This is a genomic window from Methylobacterium sp. E-065, assembly GCF_022829605.1.
GTDB lineage: Bacteria > Pseudomonadota > Alphaproteobacteria > Rhizobiales > Beijerinckiaceae > Methylobacterium.
Map to the genome: position 1 here is coordinate 87,805 of NZ_JAKSYD010000114.1, position 12,687 is coordinate 100,491.

Here is a 12,687-nt window from a genome sequence, read left to right on the forward strand (position 1 = left end):
GCTCCGGCGCCACGCGCATGCTCTCCCGGCACCCGGATCGGCTATAAGGCGCCCATGGCTTCCGCGACCGCTCCCCAAGCCCGCATCAAGATCTGCGGGCTCAGCACCGAAGACACCCTCGACGCCGCCCTGGCGCTCGGGGTGGATTGGATCGGGCTCGTGCATTTCCCGCGCAGTCCGCGCCACGTGGATCTTGCCCGCGCCGCCGCCCTGTCGTCCCGCGCGAAGGGGCGTGCCGAGCGCGTGGTCCTGCTGGTCGATCCGGACGATACCCTGTTGGCCGACGCGATCGCGGCGATGGACCCCGACCTGATCCAGCTGCACGGCCGGGAGAGCCCAGAGCGCGTCGCCGCGATCCGCGCCCTGACCCGCCGTCCTGTGATGAAGGCCCTCGGCCTCGCGACGCCGGCGGATCTGGCGCCGCTTGCAGCCTACGCGGAGGTGGCCGATCGCATCCTCCTCGACGCCAAGGCGCCCGCCGATGCGGCGCTGCCCGGCGGCAACGGCCGGCGCTTCGACTGGACGATCCTGGCCGACCGCGACCTGCCACAGGGCACGATGCTCTCCGGGGGGCTGGACGCCGACAACGTCGCCGAAGCCCTCTCGCTGACGCGGCTCGGCGCCGTCGATATCTCCTCCGGCGTCGAATCGGCGCCGGGTATCAAGGATCCCGAGAGGATCGCCGCTTTCGTCGCAGCCGTGCGGGGAACGCGCTGAGCTTACCGGGGCGCCGGCAACGCCGCCCGGCCGATATTCGGGACCGTGTAGGGGCCCGGCGTCTCGCTCTCCGGCGCGTAAGTGCGTAGCCGCGTCGCCTCACGCTCGTAGCGCACGGCCTCCCGGCGGTGATAGCGGGCCTGCGCCCGGGTCTTGCCCTGGCCGAGCCAGGTGAAGATGCCGCCGACGATGATGCCCAGCGCCACCGCGCCGAACAGGATCGCGTAGAGCGGCAGATCCACGCTGAAGACCGGCGCATCGACGTTGAACGGATCGAACGAAAGCCGGACCGGTACGCGATTGGCCACCGCCAGCAGGATCACCAAGGCGGCGATCGGCAACAGCACGAGGCTCTTCAGGAAACGGATCATCGCGCTCAGGGCTCCTTGCTACTCTGCGGCCGAGGCGGTCTCGCCGATACCGGCCGCGTTGAGGCGCTGGCGCATCTCCTTGCCGGTCTTGAACACGGGGATCGCCTTCTCGGACACGGCAACGGCCGCACCCGTGCGTGGGTTGCGTCCCCGGCGCGCCTCGCGGCGCTTGACCGAGAAGGCGCCGAAGCCACGCAGCTCGACCCGGTCGCCGCGGGCCAGCGCATCGGAAATGGTGTCGAGGATCGCGTTGACCAGGATCTCCACGTCGCGCTGATAGAGATGCGGGTTCTGCTCGGCTATCTTGAGGACGAGCTCCGACTTGATCATGGCGTTTGGGTCTTCTCGCGGGATCGGGGCGGGCGCGGTGTCGACGGCCGGTCAGGGTTCGGGGCGCCAGAGGGCGAGCAACCCGCCGCGGGCGGCCTGCGCCTCCGCGCCGACCGTGCGAAGATGGGTCGCCACGCCCTCGAAGCCGAGCAGATCCGCGCCGATCCCGGCCGCGGACCAGAGCGAGAAGTCGCTCTCCGATTTCGGCTTCCAATCCTTGACCGGCAGATCCTTCGTCACGCCCCGGGCGCTCTCCAGCCAAGCGACCGCCTGACGCTCGCTGCCGAGTTCGTCCACGAGCTTCAGGGGCACGCTCTGGCGGCCACTGAACACCCGACCGTCGGAGACGGTCTTCACCTGGTCGGCATCCATGCCCCGCCGTTCGGCGACGAGACCTTTGAACCACGCGTAGGTATCACCTACCACGGCCGCCAGGGCGGCGCGCGCCTCCGGCGATGTCGGCGTGAAACCCGACGGCTCGGCCTTGAGCGGCGACGACTTCACCGACTCGACCTTGACGCCGACCTTGTCGAGAAGGCCCGACACATCCGGGTACTGGAACAGCACACCGATCGAACCGACGAGGCTGGTCTCCCGCGCGACGATGTGGTCGGCCGCGATGGCGGTGATGTAGGCGCCGGACGCGGCCGTGCCGTCCACGAAGGCGACGATCGGCTTCTTGGCGGCGAGCGCCCGAAGGTTGCGGAAGATCTCCTCCGAGCCCGTCGTCGTGCCGCCGGGCGAATTGATCGAGACGATGACGGCCTTCACCGCATCGGCGTCGCCGACCCGCTTCATCAGCTTGGCGGTGGCCTCGCTGCCGGCGATGAAGCCGGAGACCGAGATGCGGGCAATCTGGGGCTGGACGGCGAAACCGCCTTCAGCGCCGGTACGGACGCGGTAACCGAGGGCGCCGACCGCCACGATCAGGCCGCCGATGCCGAGCACACGCCAAAGGGACAACCTGCGGCGAAGGCGCCGCCGGTCAATCAGCAGTTCGGCGTCGGCTGCCATGCTGTGCCTTCCCTGAAGCCCCCGGGCCGGCCCCTCGACGGGGTGCGGGAGCCACGCCCCGCGCCGGGCAAGTCCTTGGTTTCGTTCGCCTCACCCGATCCAAACCGGGTGAGGCCGGTGTTCTAAGCATTTACCGCGAGCATGGATACGGGGCGCGCGAAGAAATTGCGGTGTCACTGGCCAACCGTGAACGCGGAGCGGTCGTAGGCTGCCTCGCAGGTGATGATACCGACCTGTTTCTCGGCCATCTGCACCCGCAGACGGGAGGTCGAAGAGGTGCTGAAGATCGGGCTGGGACTGACGGTGCCGAATAGCGTTTCGGTACGGGTCGCCATGGCTGACGCAACCGGTTGCCGCTCGGCAAACAGATCGCAGAGAATCTGGCGCGATACGCCGGCGCGCACAAAAAACCCGCGCAGGACGCGGTCCCACGCGGGTTCAAGATCTTGGATCTGCCGCCCGAACAGGCCGGGCGGCAGGCTTTAGCTGCTCAATCCTCGTCGGTGCGCTTCTTGTTGAACGCGGCACCGAGGATGTCGCCGAGCGAGGCACCCGAATCGGCGGAGCCGAACTGGGCCATGGCCTCCTTCTCCTCGGCGACCTCGAGGGCCTTGATCGAGACCTGCACGCGGCGAGCCTTCCGGTCGAACTGCACGACGCGGGCGTCGAACTTCTCGCCGGTGGCGAAGCGCTCGGGGCGCTGATCGCCACGATCGCGGGCGAGCTCGGCCCGGCGGACGAAGGTGGTCATATCGGTGTCGACGATCTTCGCCTCGACGCCCGAATCCTTCACCTCGGTGACTTCGCAGGTGACGATCTGACCCTTCTTGATCTCGCCGGCCTCGGCGAAGGGGTCACCGCCGAGCTGCTTCACGCCCAGCGAGATCCGCTCCTTCTCGACGTCGACGTCGAGGACCTGGGCGCGGACCATGTCGCCCTTCTTGAACTCCTCGATGACCTGCTCGCCCGGACGGTTCCAGTCGAGATCCGACAGGTGGACCATGCCGTCGACATCGCCCTCGAGGCCGATGAACAGGCCGAACTCGGTCTTGTTCTTGACCTCGCCCTCGACCTCGGAGCCGACCGGGTGCTTCTCGGCGAAGCCCTCCCAGGGGTTCTGCAGGGTCTGCTTGAGGCCGAGCGAGATGCGGCGCTTGACCGGATCGACTTCCAGGATCTGGACCTCGACCTCCTGGGAGGTGGAGACGATCTTGCCCGGATGGACGTTCTTCTTGGTCCAGCTCATCTCGGAGACGTGGATCAGACCCTCGATCCCCGGCTCCAGCTCCACGAAGGCGCCGTAATCGGTGATGTTGGTCACGCGGCCCTTGAGCTTGGCGCCTTCCGGATAGCGGGCGGCGATGCCCTCCCACGGATCGGCGAGCAGCTGCTTGATGCCGAGCGAGATGCGGTGCGTCTCGTGGTTGATCTTGATGATTTTGACCTTGACCGTCTGGCCGATGGTGACGACCTCGGACGGGTGGTTCACGCGGCGCCACGCCATGTCGGTGACGTGCAGCAGGCCGTCGATGCCGCCGAGATCGACGAAGGCGCCGTACTCGGTGATGTTCTTGACGACGCCGTCGATGACCTGACCTTCCTCAAGGTTAGCCACCAGCTCGGAGCGTTGCTCGGCGCGGCTCTCCTCGAGCACGGTCCGGCGCGACACGACGATGTTGCCGCGGCGGCGATCCATCTTGAGGATTTGGAACGGCTGCGGGGTGCCGAGCAGCGGGGTGACGTCGCGGACCGGGCGGATATCGACCTGCGAGCGCGGCAGGAACGCCACGGCGCCGTCGAGGTCGACCGTGTAGCCGCCCTTGACCTGATTGAAGATCGTGCCGGTGACGCGGTCGTTGTTCTCGAACGACTTCTCGAGCTTGACCCAGCTCTCCTCGCGGCGCGCCTTGTCGCGCGAGATGACGGCCTCGCCGAGCGCGTTCTCGATCCGGTCGACGTAGACCTCGACCTCGTCGCCGACCTTCAGCTCGCCTTCCCGGCCCGGGCCGGTGAATTCCTTGAGAGCGACACGGCCTTCCGTCTTGGCGCCGATGTCGATGACGGCCACGTCCTTCTCGATCGCGACGACGCGACCCTTGACGACGGACCCTTCGGTGATCTCGTGTTCGAGGAAGCTCTCCTCGAGAAGTGCGGCGAAATCGTCGCGGCTCGGGCTATGCCCCAGAGCGGTACCTGCGGTCATTCCATCTCCTGAACGGCCTCCCTCGGAGGCCCGTTGCGCCGGCGGCTCGCGTTGCACGCACCCCTGTCCGCCGCGGCCCCTCCCTGCATTTCCCGGGAGAGGCGACCGGTCCCAATGGGATCGGCTTGCCGACGCGTCGATACGGATGACGAGGGCGGTCTATCCGGCGGCTCGGCGTGCGCGCCGAAAAGACGAGCGCGCGAGAGCGGGTCCGGTAAGACCCGCGTGCCATACAGCAACACCGTCAAGAGTACAACCGAACCCGGCGATGCCTTGAATGGCATGGTGCGACCGCAGCGGCGTCCCAGGCTTGCCCGCCGGGACGGGACCGCGGTACCTCTGCCGGCCGACGGAAAACCGTGTCGGATTCATTGGCGGCCACGGGCGGGTCGTTGCCGGTCGCGTTTGGACAACGGCCTACACGGAGGCGGCAGCGCATGCTTCGGAGTGTCGGCGATGTCCGGCCCGCACTGCCCTCTACGGCAGGTCGATCCGCGCGGCGTCTCGTAATCGAACTGTTCGAGGCCGGACCGCCCGATGCCGATAACCTACACGATGCCGATGGAGCTTCTGGCGCGAAAGCTCGACAGCTGCGCTGAGCTGACCGATTCGGACCGCGCCGCAATCCTGGGCTTGTCGCACACAGTGCGGGCTCTGCCGGCGCGCCATGACATCGTCCGCTTCGGCGAGCGACCGGGCCAGTGCTGTCTCGTGCTCCAGGGCTGGGTGTCGCGCTACGCCGCGTTGTCGGAGGGCGAACGGCAGATCCTATCGTTCTACATTGCCGGGGACATGCCCGATTTGCAGAGCCTGCACCTTCATCGGATGGACCACCACCTGGCGACACTGACAGCCTGTACGATCGCGTTCGTCACCCACGACGAGCTCCATCGCGTCTTCCGGCACCATCCGAATCTCATCGGTATCTTCTGGCGCGACACCCTGATCGACGGCGCCCACTACCGGGAGCGGATTACCAGCCTCGGTCGGCGGCAGGCCCTCGGCCGCGTGGCCCACCTGTTCTGCGAACTGTACCTACGCCAGCGTGCGATGGGGCTCACGAGCGGCTTGAGCTGTCCCCTGGCGCCCAAACAGGCGGAGCTGGCTGATGCCCTCGGATTGACCAGCGTTCACCTGAACCGGGTTCTGCGGACGCTGCGCACACGCGGTCTCGTCACCCTGAGCGGAGGCGTCCTCACGATCCAGGATTGGGACGAGTTGGCCGTGGTCGCCGAGTTCGACCCGACGTTCCTGCACCAAACCGGATATCGCACGCCCGCACGCGAGCCGGCCGAATTGGTCTGACGCGGAGCGCCAGGCGCCTTCAGGCTGCCTGGGCCAGGGACTCCGCCGTCGCGAGGACCTCGTCGGTATGGACGTCGAACCGGGCTAGGATCGCTGCACCGAAGCTCGTGGTCAGGGCGCAGTCAGTCGCATCGCGCCCGCGGGCCATGACAATGCGGCCGATGCGGGGGCGGTTGTGGCGGGCGTCGAACGTGTACCAACGCGGCCCGGAGGACCCCTCGAGATAGACCTCGAACCAGGCGGAGAAATCCATCGGTGCGGGGTCGATGGGCACGCCGATGTCGCCGAGATAGCCGGTGGCATAGCGGGCCGGGATGTTCATGCACCGGCACAGGGTGATAGCCAGATGGGCGAAGTCGCGGCAGACGCCTTCGCGCTGCATGAAGCCGTCATGGGCGGTACGGGTGGCATCGGCGCGCTGGTAATCAAAGCGCAGGCGCTCGTGGGTGTAGTCGACGATCGCCTGGACGCGGGCCCAGCCCTCAGGCGTGTTGCCGAACAGTGACCATGCCGTCTGGGATAGCTTGTCGGTGTCGCAGTAGCGCGAGCCCAGCAGGAACATCAGCACGGTGTCCGGCAGGTCCTGAACCGGGATCTGCCGCGCCTCAGGCTCCACCACATCCGGCTCGCCCGTATCGGCGATCGTGAAATCCGCCGTCATGGTGATCCGGCCGCCCGGGGCGACGATCCGGGTGGACACATTCCCGAACGCGTCGACATGCTGGTGGGCCGGCACCGGCGGGTCGAAGGTGATCACCTCCGGGGTGACCAGGTCGGGGCGGCGCTCCGGATGCACATGCAGGAGCAGGTTCATCGGCGTCGGGCCGAACGTGTCGAAACCGATCGTGAAGCCGGTGCGGATATGCATTCGCGTAGACCGTATTGGACGTCGGCATGACGCCGGGCAGGGCAGGATAAGACAGTATAAGGCTCTAGAAAGCTTGAGGCTTCGCCTGGTTCCGCCCTGGCATGCTGTTTCGGCCGCCGGACTGCGGGAATGTTCGGGACGCCGCCGATGCAGCGGGTCGAGGACTTCGGCATGTCGGGGACTGACACGGTCCGCTCCGGCACTGCTGATTGGCTACCGGGCTTGTTGCATCGCACTGGACGGACTCGTATCCGTGCGGAGCAGCTATCAGGGCCGGCGGCCGTCCCGTTGCCATCGCCCATTGCCGAACGATCGATCGCGATGACACCCGAAAAGCTCTCCCTGCCCAAGGACAAGATCCGGATCCTGCTGCTCGAAGGCATCAACGACAGCGCCGTCGCGCTCATGCGCGCTGCCGGCTACACCAATCTGATCCGGCTGCCGAAGGCGTTGGACCGCGAGGCCCTGCACGAGGCGCTTCAGGGGGTGCACATGCTGGGCATCCGCTCACGTACGCAGCTCGACGCGGCAGCGTTCGAGGCGGCGGACCGGCTGCTGGCGGTGGGCTGCTTCTCGGTCGGCACGAATCAGGTGGATCTGGACGCGGCGCGCCATCGCGGTGTCCCGGTGTTCAACGCGCCGTTCTCGAACACCCGTTCGGTGGCCGAACTCACGATCGGGGAGATCGTGATGCTGCTCCGACGGATCGTGCCGCGCTCGGTCGGCGCTCATGCGGGCCGTTGGGACAAGTCGGCGGTCGGCTCCCTGGAGGTCCGCGGCAAGACCCTCGGCATCGTCGGCTACGGCAACATCGGCACGCAGCTCTCGACGCTCGCCGAGGCCATGGGCATGCGTGTCCTGTTCTACGACCACACCGACAAGCTGCGCCACGGCAACACCGAGCCGACCAAGACGCTTCACGACCTCCTCGCCCAGAGCGACGTGGTCTCGCTGCACGTGCCGGAGACCGAGACCACCGCCAACATGATCGGCGAGGCCGAGATCCGGGCGATGAAGCCCGGCGCGATCCTGATCAACAACGCCCGCGGCACCGTGGTCGACCTCAACGCGGTCGCGGCAGCCCTGCGCGATGGTCATCTCAAGGGTGCGGCGATCGACGTCTTCCCGGTGGAGCCCGGGTCCAACGCCGAGGCGTTCGTGAGCCCGCTCCAGGCGATCGAGAACGTGATCCTGACTCCGCATATCGGCGGCTCGACCGAGGAAGCCCAGGAGCGCATCGGCTCCGAGGTGGCGCGCAAGCTGATCGATTATTCGGATATCGGTTCGACGGTCGGCGCCGTGAACTTCCCGCAGGTGCAGCTTCCCGCCCGGCCGACCGGCACGCGCTTCATCCACGTCCAGCGCAACCTGCCCGGCATGCTGGGCCGGCTGAACGACGTGTTCTCCCGCGGACACGTCAACATCGCGGCGCAGTTCTACCAGACGGATGGCGAGGTCGGTTACGTGGTCCTCGAGACCGATGCCACCGATGCGGATGCCGAGGTGTTGCTGACGGAGATCCGGGCCATCCCGGGCACGATTCGCGCCCGTTTGCTCTACGAGCGGCGCTGAGTACGGTTTTTACACCGCCATCGATCATATCGACGCTGCGCGGATGAACGCTCGCGGTGTTGCGGCGTTCGTCTTGCGCGGTCATGTGTGCCGCGGTTCAAATCGAACGCGGCCAATACGGGTCGAATGGTCGTCCGGCGGAGGATTTGCGGTGACGAAGCGTGTTTGGTGCGCCTGGGCCGGCATCGGGTTCGCCCTCGCGGGTTTAGCCGCGGTTCCCTCATCCGCTTCGGCGGATTGCCTGCGTCGGGTCTACAACCGATCGAGCCTGGTTCTGGTGGCGCGTCAGGATGGCGGCCCGCCCGCGGTGCTTCTCCCGGGGCAATCCGTGGCGATGCGGCTCGCGCGGCCCGGCCAGATCGATCTCGCGGCCTATTGCGGCATCCCGCAGGCCGGTGGGGCGCCGGTCGAACAGCAGACCTTCGACTACGAGGCGGTGCTCGACCGCTGCTTCGTGAGGTTCGGTGGTGATCTGTTCGTCCCGCAGCTGGGACGCGGCTTCATCGGCCTGCAGGGTACCGCACCCTTCACCGTGAACAATCCACAGCAGGGCGATATCGTCTTGGGGCCCTCGGCGCAGCCGGCCTGTGCCGTGCCCGGAGCCGTCCTGAACCGGCGTGGCTGATCGTTAGAGATAGTGGCGGAACACCACGCCTCCGCCCTCGACAGCGTCGGGTGACGAAGGTGTCGTCGGTCCGATGATCGGGCTGAGCAGACGCAGTCCGATCAGACCGAGGGCGGCAAGGACCGGGGCAACGAAGCGGAACGGGCGGATCAACATCAGCGCCTCCGTGACGCACGCGCTGGCCCGGGGAGAGGTCTCGCTGACATGTCCTGCATGCAGCTCCGGCGTGCTGAGAGAACATCGCACGGTCGCTTCGCGTCCGCGGTGCAATAGCGCACATCGATGGCGGCGAGGCGCGCAGCGACATCGACACGTCAGGTCTTTGTTACGGCTGACCGTTTGCGTCGACGGCATCCCTGGCGTGTGCGGCTGCGCCCTCCTATGCTGACGGACTGGGGAGCCGTCCGCATATGCGGCATGGGACGCGGCACGGGCGGAAACGACGCGCTTTCCAGCGAACCGACTGCGTGAACGAGGACGCGCGTATGCTGAACCAGGCCGGTAGTTCGATCGTACGAGGCGATCTCGGCGTCGAAGAGACGATCGAGTCCGACAATATCGTCCGCTGGGATGGGGAGAGGCTCTACGTCGAGCAGGACGTCTTCCACAACGGCCAGCTGGTTCACCGCAAGTACCGTCGCACCGTAACCGAGCCGGTGGCTCGGGCGCTCTGGACAATCATCAACCGCGCGAAGCAGTGAGCCGCGCCCATCAATCTGCGCTGCGCGTTAGGTCGGCCTGACCGGGACGCGCAGTGCCGCGACGGTTGGTGAGCCGCAGTCTTCAAGCCTGTTCGCTCCGTCCGAAACCCGGTTCTCCGTGTTGCCTCGGGTCGGGCGGTCTCCGTTGCCTTCAATGGCTACGCGGAGACGGCTTCGCATTTTGTACTGGTCTCAAGATGTCTTCTGCTTCGGGTGTGAAGATCTTGGATTGATTGATCGCAGCACTTTTGCGGTGCGCTGATCGGCGATGCCGATCTAGACGCTTTCGTATGATCAGAAGATGACAGATGAACTTGCGTTGCATTTGCTGAACGCTTAATATTGCTTGCACATTTCTGCGCGCTTTAATTCACTACCTGTAAATGATCTGTAGATCTAACTATGTTATCTCACTTATTGACCAATTGCTGGTCGATCATTGTATTCAATGCGATCATCGCGCTGCCGCTCACATTGGCCATCTTGGAGATCGCATCGCTGCTCTGGTGTGCCGGATATCTCGATCATGGTGCGATCCAGGAAGCTTGTCATCTGATCGAGGGGCTGGGCGTCGTCCTGATCGGCTGGGGCGTGGTGCTCGAAGAGCGCGACGGCATGAGCCGGCTTCTCGGGGGCGGAACGCACAATGAATCCGCGCACGATCCGGGAATCGATACTGTGTGCCACGACGCCGGCCTATCGTTGCTGGTGCTCGGCCTCATCGCCGAGGTTCTCGTCCAGTGTGTCGAGGTGCCGGATCACATCATAAAGACGGATGGGCTCGAACGCGTCGTCCTCACGGTCGGAGATGCGTTCCTCATGCTGGGGCTCGCCGCGTTGATCCGGCTCTCAGCACGCCTCGCGACGCTTCGGAAATCCAAACCGGCTGCGAGTCCCGGGGTGGCGATATCCGAAGCTCGATCGCACGGCCACTGACCCAGCCCAGGCGCTCTCCGTCTGCGTGAGGGCCGGTTGCGCGCACGACGGCACGTTACGGCCGAAGGTGAGAGCGAGGCCGGATGGCATCGCGATCGCGCCCGGCTCTAGGCAGCGACCGCAGCCGGCGTCTCCACCAGGGCGAGCGTGGGCGGGGCGAGCAGGTCCAAACGGTCGTGCGCGGAGTCGAAGGCGGCCCGGATCGTCGCCGTGGCATCCTCGACGGCGACGAGAACCGCCAGCTTCTGCGCACTGGCGCGATCGGCGAGGCCGCGTGCGGTCGCGACCAGGGATTGTTCCAGGTTCAGCAACTCGGCTTCCACGTCCTGCCCAGCCCCGCGTGTCGCAGCAGCAAGGCGTTCGAGGACAGCTTGAAGAGCATGACGCAAGACAAGCGTCCGCACGCGCTCCTGCAGGAGCGCCCGTTCATCGATCTTCATCGGAGTCTATCCGGGTTCCGGGAGCACGGTTAAGTTGTCATACCTTGGCTGCCCATGCAGCCACCTTTTTGCAACAGCGAAACCGGCTCGGTCGTTGGAGCATAACTTGGCGTCGCGCGGTGTCTTCGAGGCTGCGCCCGCCGCGATTCGATGAGCCGTTGACCGGAGCGGCGTGTCGCGCGGGCGGTGCCGACGTGCGCGTCGTCAATACGGCGTTCCGCGCTGGCGCTGTGCGCCGAGCGCCTCCGCGTACCAGGTCAGCTCGTCGAGAAAGCGCCCTGCTGAGGCTTCGAGCCGCGGTTCGGTGGGGGTCCCCGCCTCCGTGATGGCATTCTGCAACCGGGGAATGGGCAGCAGGGAGGGGATGCTCGGCATGCCCATCTCGGCCAGCATGGCCCGCAGCGGCATGGCTGCGCGGACGCCCCCGAACGCCCCGGCAGAGTAGCAGCAGATTGCCGACGGCCGCCAGTAATACTCCTCGAGGAAGTGGTCGAGCGTGTTCGAGAGTGCCGGCGGCACGCCGTGGTTGTACTCGGCCGTCACCACCAAGAAGGCGTCCGATCGCCGGTAAAGTGTGGCGAGTCGTTCCAGCTCATCCGGTACGGTACCGGGCGGGTATTCCTTGTACATCCGGTCGAGGAGCGGAAGCTTCAGCTCGGCCGGATCGACCAAGGGGGCTTCATGATCGCGCGCTTCGAGCTGTGCGATCAAGTAACGCGCCGCCCGGATGCCAATGCGATCGCTGCGAACGCTGCCGAGGATAACGGGCACAGTGAGCGACATGACGGCCTCCGATCGCGCCGATCATGCCAGGGACGGGCGCGTCCCTCCAGGCTGCTTCAACCCAAAAAAATGTTTCAGGCCTTCGAGCTCGTCAGTGCAGCAGCCGCGATGCCGACGGGGCCGCCCATGGCGTAGGCGGCGATCGCTTTCGTGACGTGCTGCAGGAGCGATTGCAGCCCGTCACCCGTGTCGCCGGCGGTCGAGGATCCGCCCGCGGCAGCAGGGGTGTCCGCAGACAGGTCCGTCGGGGTGGTCGACGATCCGGCCTGCCCGGCGGCGTTCGGCTCGGGCGCAGAGGCATGGTGTCCGTGATGATGATGGACCGGGGCCGAGCTCGTCGCGGCCTCGCCCACATCCGTGGCGCCGGATGCCGACGTCGCGTTGTCCGCGTCCGACCCTGCCGTCACGCCGGTCTGCAAGCCCATCTGGCTGAAGTCGGATTGCAGCTGGAGGAGCGACGCCATCAGGTCGCTGGACAGAGCGGGGCTCGTGGCGGTGCTGCTCGTCGGCGCGGTGGTGCCGGAGCCGGTACCCTGTGTGTTGCCGGTGTCCTGACTTGCCGTGCTGTAGCCGCTCGCGTCGATCGGCTGGATGCCGGCCGCACGCGCTTGCCGCAGGGCGCTGACGAGGTCGTGCCTCAGAGACGTTCCCGATACCGCGTTCACCGACATGCTCAGCCCTCGAACCGTTGCTGCGATTCAGTCAGGCATATGGCGTTCCAGAAATTTGCTTTTACTTTCAAGCTTGTATCCGACCATCAGGGCGGCAGAATTGGCAGCGCGGCAAATCCTGCCGGCCTCGAGGACCCAACTGGCATCGATC

The 12,687-nt window shown here is 66.4% G+C and carries 16 protein-coding genes; 6 read left to right on the forward strand and 10 right to left on the reverse strand.

The annotated features are described in order from the left end of the window. Positions 1–54 precede the first annotated feature (54 nt). On the forward strand, positions 55–717 hold the full coding sequence (locus MKK84_RS14575; RefSeq protein ID WP_243920801.1) for a phosphoribosylanthranilate isomerase: 663 nt from the start codon (positions 55–57) through the stop codon (positions 715–717). 2 nt (positions 718–719) lie between these two features. Here MKK84_RS14575 and MKK84_RS14580 read toward each other — a convergent pair whose 3' ends face one another. From MKK84_RS14580 to rpsA, 5 genes are all read right to left on the reverse strand, one after another. Further along, the gene (locus MKK84_RS14580) at positions 720–1,088 is read right to left on the reverse strand and encodes a LapA family protein (RefSeq protein WP_243920804.1); all 369 of its coding nucleotides are present in this window, start codon (positions 1,086–1,088) and stop codon (positions 720–722) included. A gap of 18 nt (positions 1,089–1,106) precedes the next feature. Continuing rightward, the gene (locus MKK84_RS14585; RefSeq protein ID WP_010683170.1) at positions 1,107–1,418 is read right to left on the reverse strand and encodes an integration host factor subunit beta; all 312 of its coding nucleotides are present in this window, start codon (positions 1,416–1,418) and stop codon (positions 1,107–1,109) included. A gap of 51 nt (positions 1,419–1,469) precedes the next feature. Further along, a complete protein-coding gene (gene sppA / locus MKK84_RS14590; RefSeq protein ID WP_243920806.1) occupies positions 1,470–2,432 on the reverse strand; it encodes a signal peptide peptidase SppA in 963 nt (320 codons plus the stop codon). A gap of 173 nt (positions 2,433–2,605) precedes the next feature. After that, positions 2,606–2,767, reverse strand: coding sequence for a hypothetical protein (locus tag MKK84_RS14595; RefSeq protein WP_243920808.1), 162 nt, complete (start codon positions 2,765–2,767; stop codon positions 2,606–2,608). A 155-nt stretch (positions 2,768–2,922) separates the two neighbouring features. Further along, complete coding sequence (gene rpsA / locus MKK84_RS14600; RefSeq protein ID WP_243920810.1) at positions 2,923–4,635, reverse strand: 30S ribosomal protein S1; 1,713 nt, start codon at positions 4,633–4,635, stop codon at positions 2,923–2,925. A gap of 537 nt (positions 4,636–5,172) precedes the next feature. Here rpsA and MKK84_RS14605 point away from each other — a divergent pair. Beyond that, complete coding sequence (locus MKK84_RS14605; protein WP_243920812.1) at positions 5,173–5,940, forward strand: Crp/Fnr family transcriptional regulator; 768 nt, start codon at positions 5,173–5,175, stop codon at positions 5,938–5,940. 19 nt (positions 5,941–5,959) lie between these two features. Here the strand turns inward: MKK84_RS14605 and MKK84_RS14610 are convergent, their stop codons facing one another. Further along, positions 5,960–6,808, reverse strand: coding sequence for a transglutaminase-like domain-containing protein (locus MKK84_RS14610; RefSeq protein ID WP_243920813.1), 849 nt, complete (start codon positions 6,806–6,808; stop codon positions 5,960–5,962). A gap of 321 nt (positions 6,809–7,129) precedes the next feature. Here MKK84_RS14610 and serA point away from each other — a divergent pair, with 321 nt between their 5' ends. Next, positions 7,130–8,380 carry a phosphoglycerate dehydrogenase gene (gene serA / locus MKK84_RS14615; RefSeq protein ID WP_243920815.1) on the forward strand — a complete coding sequence of 417 codons (1,251 nt, stop codon included), beginning with the start codon at positions 7,130–7,132 and terminating at the stop codon, positions 8,378–8,380. 151 nt (positions 8,381–8,531) lie between these two features. After that, positions 8,532–9,005, forward strand: coding sequence for a hypothetical protein (locus MKK84_RS14620; protein WP_243920817.1), 474 nt, complete (start codon positions 8,532–8,534; stop codon positions 9,003–9,005). A 3-nt stretch (positions 9,006–9,008) separates the two neighbouring features. Here MKK84_RS14620 and MKK84_RS14625 read toward each other — a convergent pair whose 3' ends face one another. Further along, positions 9,009–9,161 carry a hypothetical protein gene (locus MKK84_RS14625; RefSeq protein WP_243920819.1) on the reverse strand — a complete coding sequence of 51 codons (153 nt, stop codon included), beginning with the start codon at positions 9,159–9,161 and terminating at the stop codon, positions 9,009–9,011. Between the two features lie 329 nt (positions 9,162–9,490). Between MKK84_RS14625 and MKK84_RS14630 the strand changes: the two genes are divergently transcribed. Together MKK84_RS14630 and MKK84_RS14635 are read left to right on the forward strand one after the other, a co-directional pair. Next, positions 9,491–9,706: a hypothetical protein gene (locus MKK84_RS14630; protein ID WP_243921340.1), complete on the forward strand. Its 216-nt coding sequence runs from the start codon at positions 9,491–9,493 to the stop codon at positions 9,704–9,706. Positions 9,707–10,123: 417 nt separating this feature from the next. Beyond that, on the forward strand, positions 10,124–10,642 hold the full coding sequence (locus tag MKK84_RS14635) for a hypothetical protein (protein WP_243920821.1): 519 nt from the start codon (positions 10,124–10,126) through the stop codon (positions 10,640–10,642). 107 nt (positions 10,643–10,749) lie between these two features. On the opposite strand, the gene MKK84_RS14640 is transcribed toward MKK84_RS14635, so the two are convergent. From MKK84_RS14640 to MKK84_RS14650, 3 genes are all read right to left on the reverse strand, one after another. Next, positions 10,750–11,082: a hypothetical protein gene (locus tag MKK84_RS14640; RefSeq protein WP_243920823.1), complete on the reverse strand. Its 333-nt coding sequence runs from the start codon at positions 11,080–11,082 to the stop codon at positions 10,750–10,752. A gap of 204 nt (positions 11,083–11,286) precedes the next feature. Then, entirely contained in the window at positions 11,287–11,865 is a 579-nt protein-coding gene (locus tag MKK84_RS14645; protein ID WP_243920825.1) for an NADPH-dependent FMN reductase, read from the reverse strand. Between the two features lie 74 nt (positions 11,866–11,939). Next, on the reverse strand, positions 11,940–12,536 hold the full coding sequence (locus MKK84_RS14650) for a cell wall anchor protein (RefSeq protein WP_243920827.1): 597 nt from the start codon (positions 12,534–12,536) through the stop codon (positions 11,940–11,942). Between the last annotated feature and the right edge of the window lie 151 nt (positions 12,537–12,687).

What these genes read in the sequence shown, in the direction of transcription:
- MKK84_RS14575 (WP_243920801.1), top strand. Translation starts at nt 55, where the DNA reads ATGGCTTCCGCGACCGCTCCCCAAGCCCGCATCAAGATCTGCGGGCTC.
- MKK84_RS14580 (WP_243920804.1), bottom strand. Translation starts at nt 1,088, where the DNA reads ATGATCCGTTTCCTGAAGAGCCTCGTGCTGTTGCCGATCGCCGCCTTG.
- MKK84_RS14585 (WP_010683170.1), bottom strand. Translation starts at nt 1,418, where the DNA reads ATGATCAAGTCGGAGCTCGTCCTCAAGATAGCCGAGCAGAACCCGCAT.
- sppA (WP_243920806.1), bottom strand. Translation starts at nt 2,432, where the DNA reads ATGGCAGCCGACGCCGAACTGCTGATTGACCGGCGGCGCCTTCGCCGC.
- MKK84_RS14595 (WP_243920808.1), bottom strand. Translation starts at nt 2,767, where the DNA reads ATGGCGACCCGTACCGAAACGCTATTCGGCACCGTCAGTCCCAGCCCG.
- rpsA (WP_243920810.1), bottom strand. Translation starts at nt 4,635, where the DNA reads ATGACCGCAGGTACCGCTCTGGGGCATAGCCCGAGCCGCGACGATTTC.
- MKK84_RS14605 (WP_243920812.1), top strand. Translation starts at nt 5,173, where the DNA reads ATGCCGATAACCTACACGATGCCGATGGAGCTTCTGGCGCGAAAGCTC.
- MKK84_RS14610 (WP_243920813.1), bottom strand. Translation starts at nt 6,808, where the DNA reads ATGCATATCCGCACCGGCTTCACGATCGGTTTCGACACGTTCGGCCCG.
- serA (WP_243920815.1), top strand. Translation starts at nt 7,130, where the DNA reads ATGACACCCGAAAAGCTCTCCCTGCCCAAGGACAAGATCCGGATCCTG.
- MKK84_RS14625 (WP_243920819.1), bottom strand. Translation starts at nt 9,161, where the DNA reads ATGTTGATCCGCCCGTTCCGCTTCGTTGCCCCGGTCCTTGCCGCCCTC.
- MKK84_RS14630 (WP_243921340.1), top strand. Translation starts at nt 9,491, where the DNA reads ATGCTGAACCAGGCCGGTAGTTCGATCGTACGAGGCGATCTCGGCGTC.
- MKK84_RS14640 (WP_243920823.1), bottom strand. Translation starts at nt 11,082, where the DNA reads ATGAAGATCGATGAACGGGCGCTCCTGCAGGAGCGCGTGCGGACGCTT.
- MKK84_RS14645 (WP_243920825.1), bottom strand. Translation starts at nt 11,865, where the DNA reads ATGTCGCTCACTGTGCCCGTTATCCTCGGCAGCGTTCGCAGCGATCGC.
- MKK84_RS14650 (WP_243920827.1), bottom strand. Translation starts at nt 12,536, where the DNA reads ATGTCGGTGAACGCGGTATCGGGAACGTCTCTGAGGCACGACCTCGTC.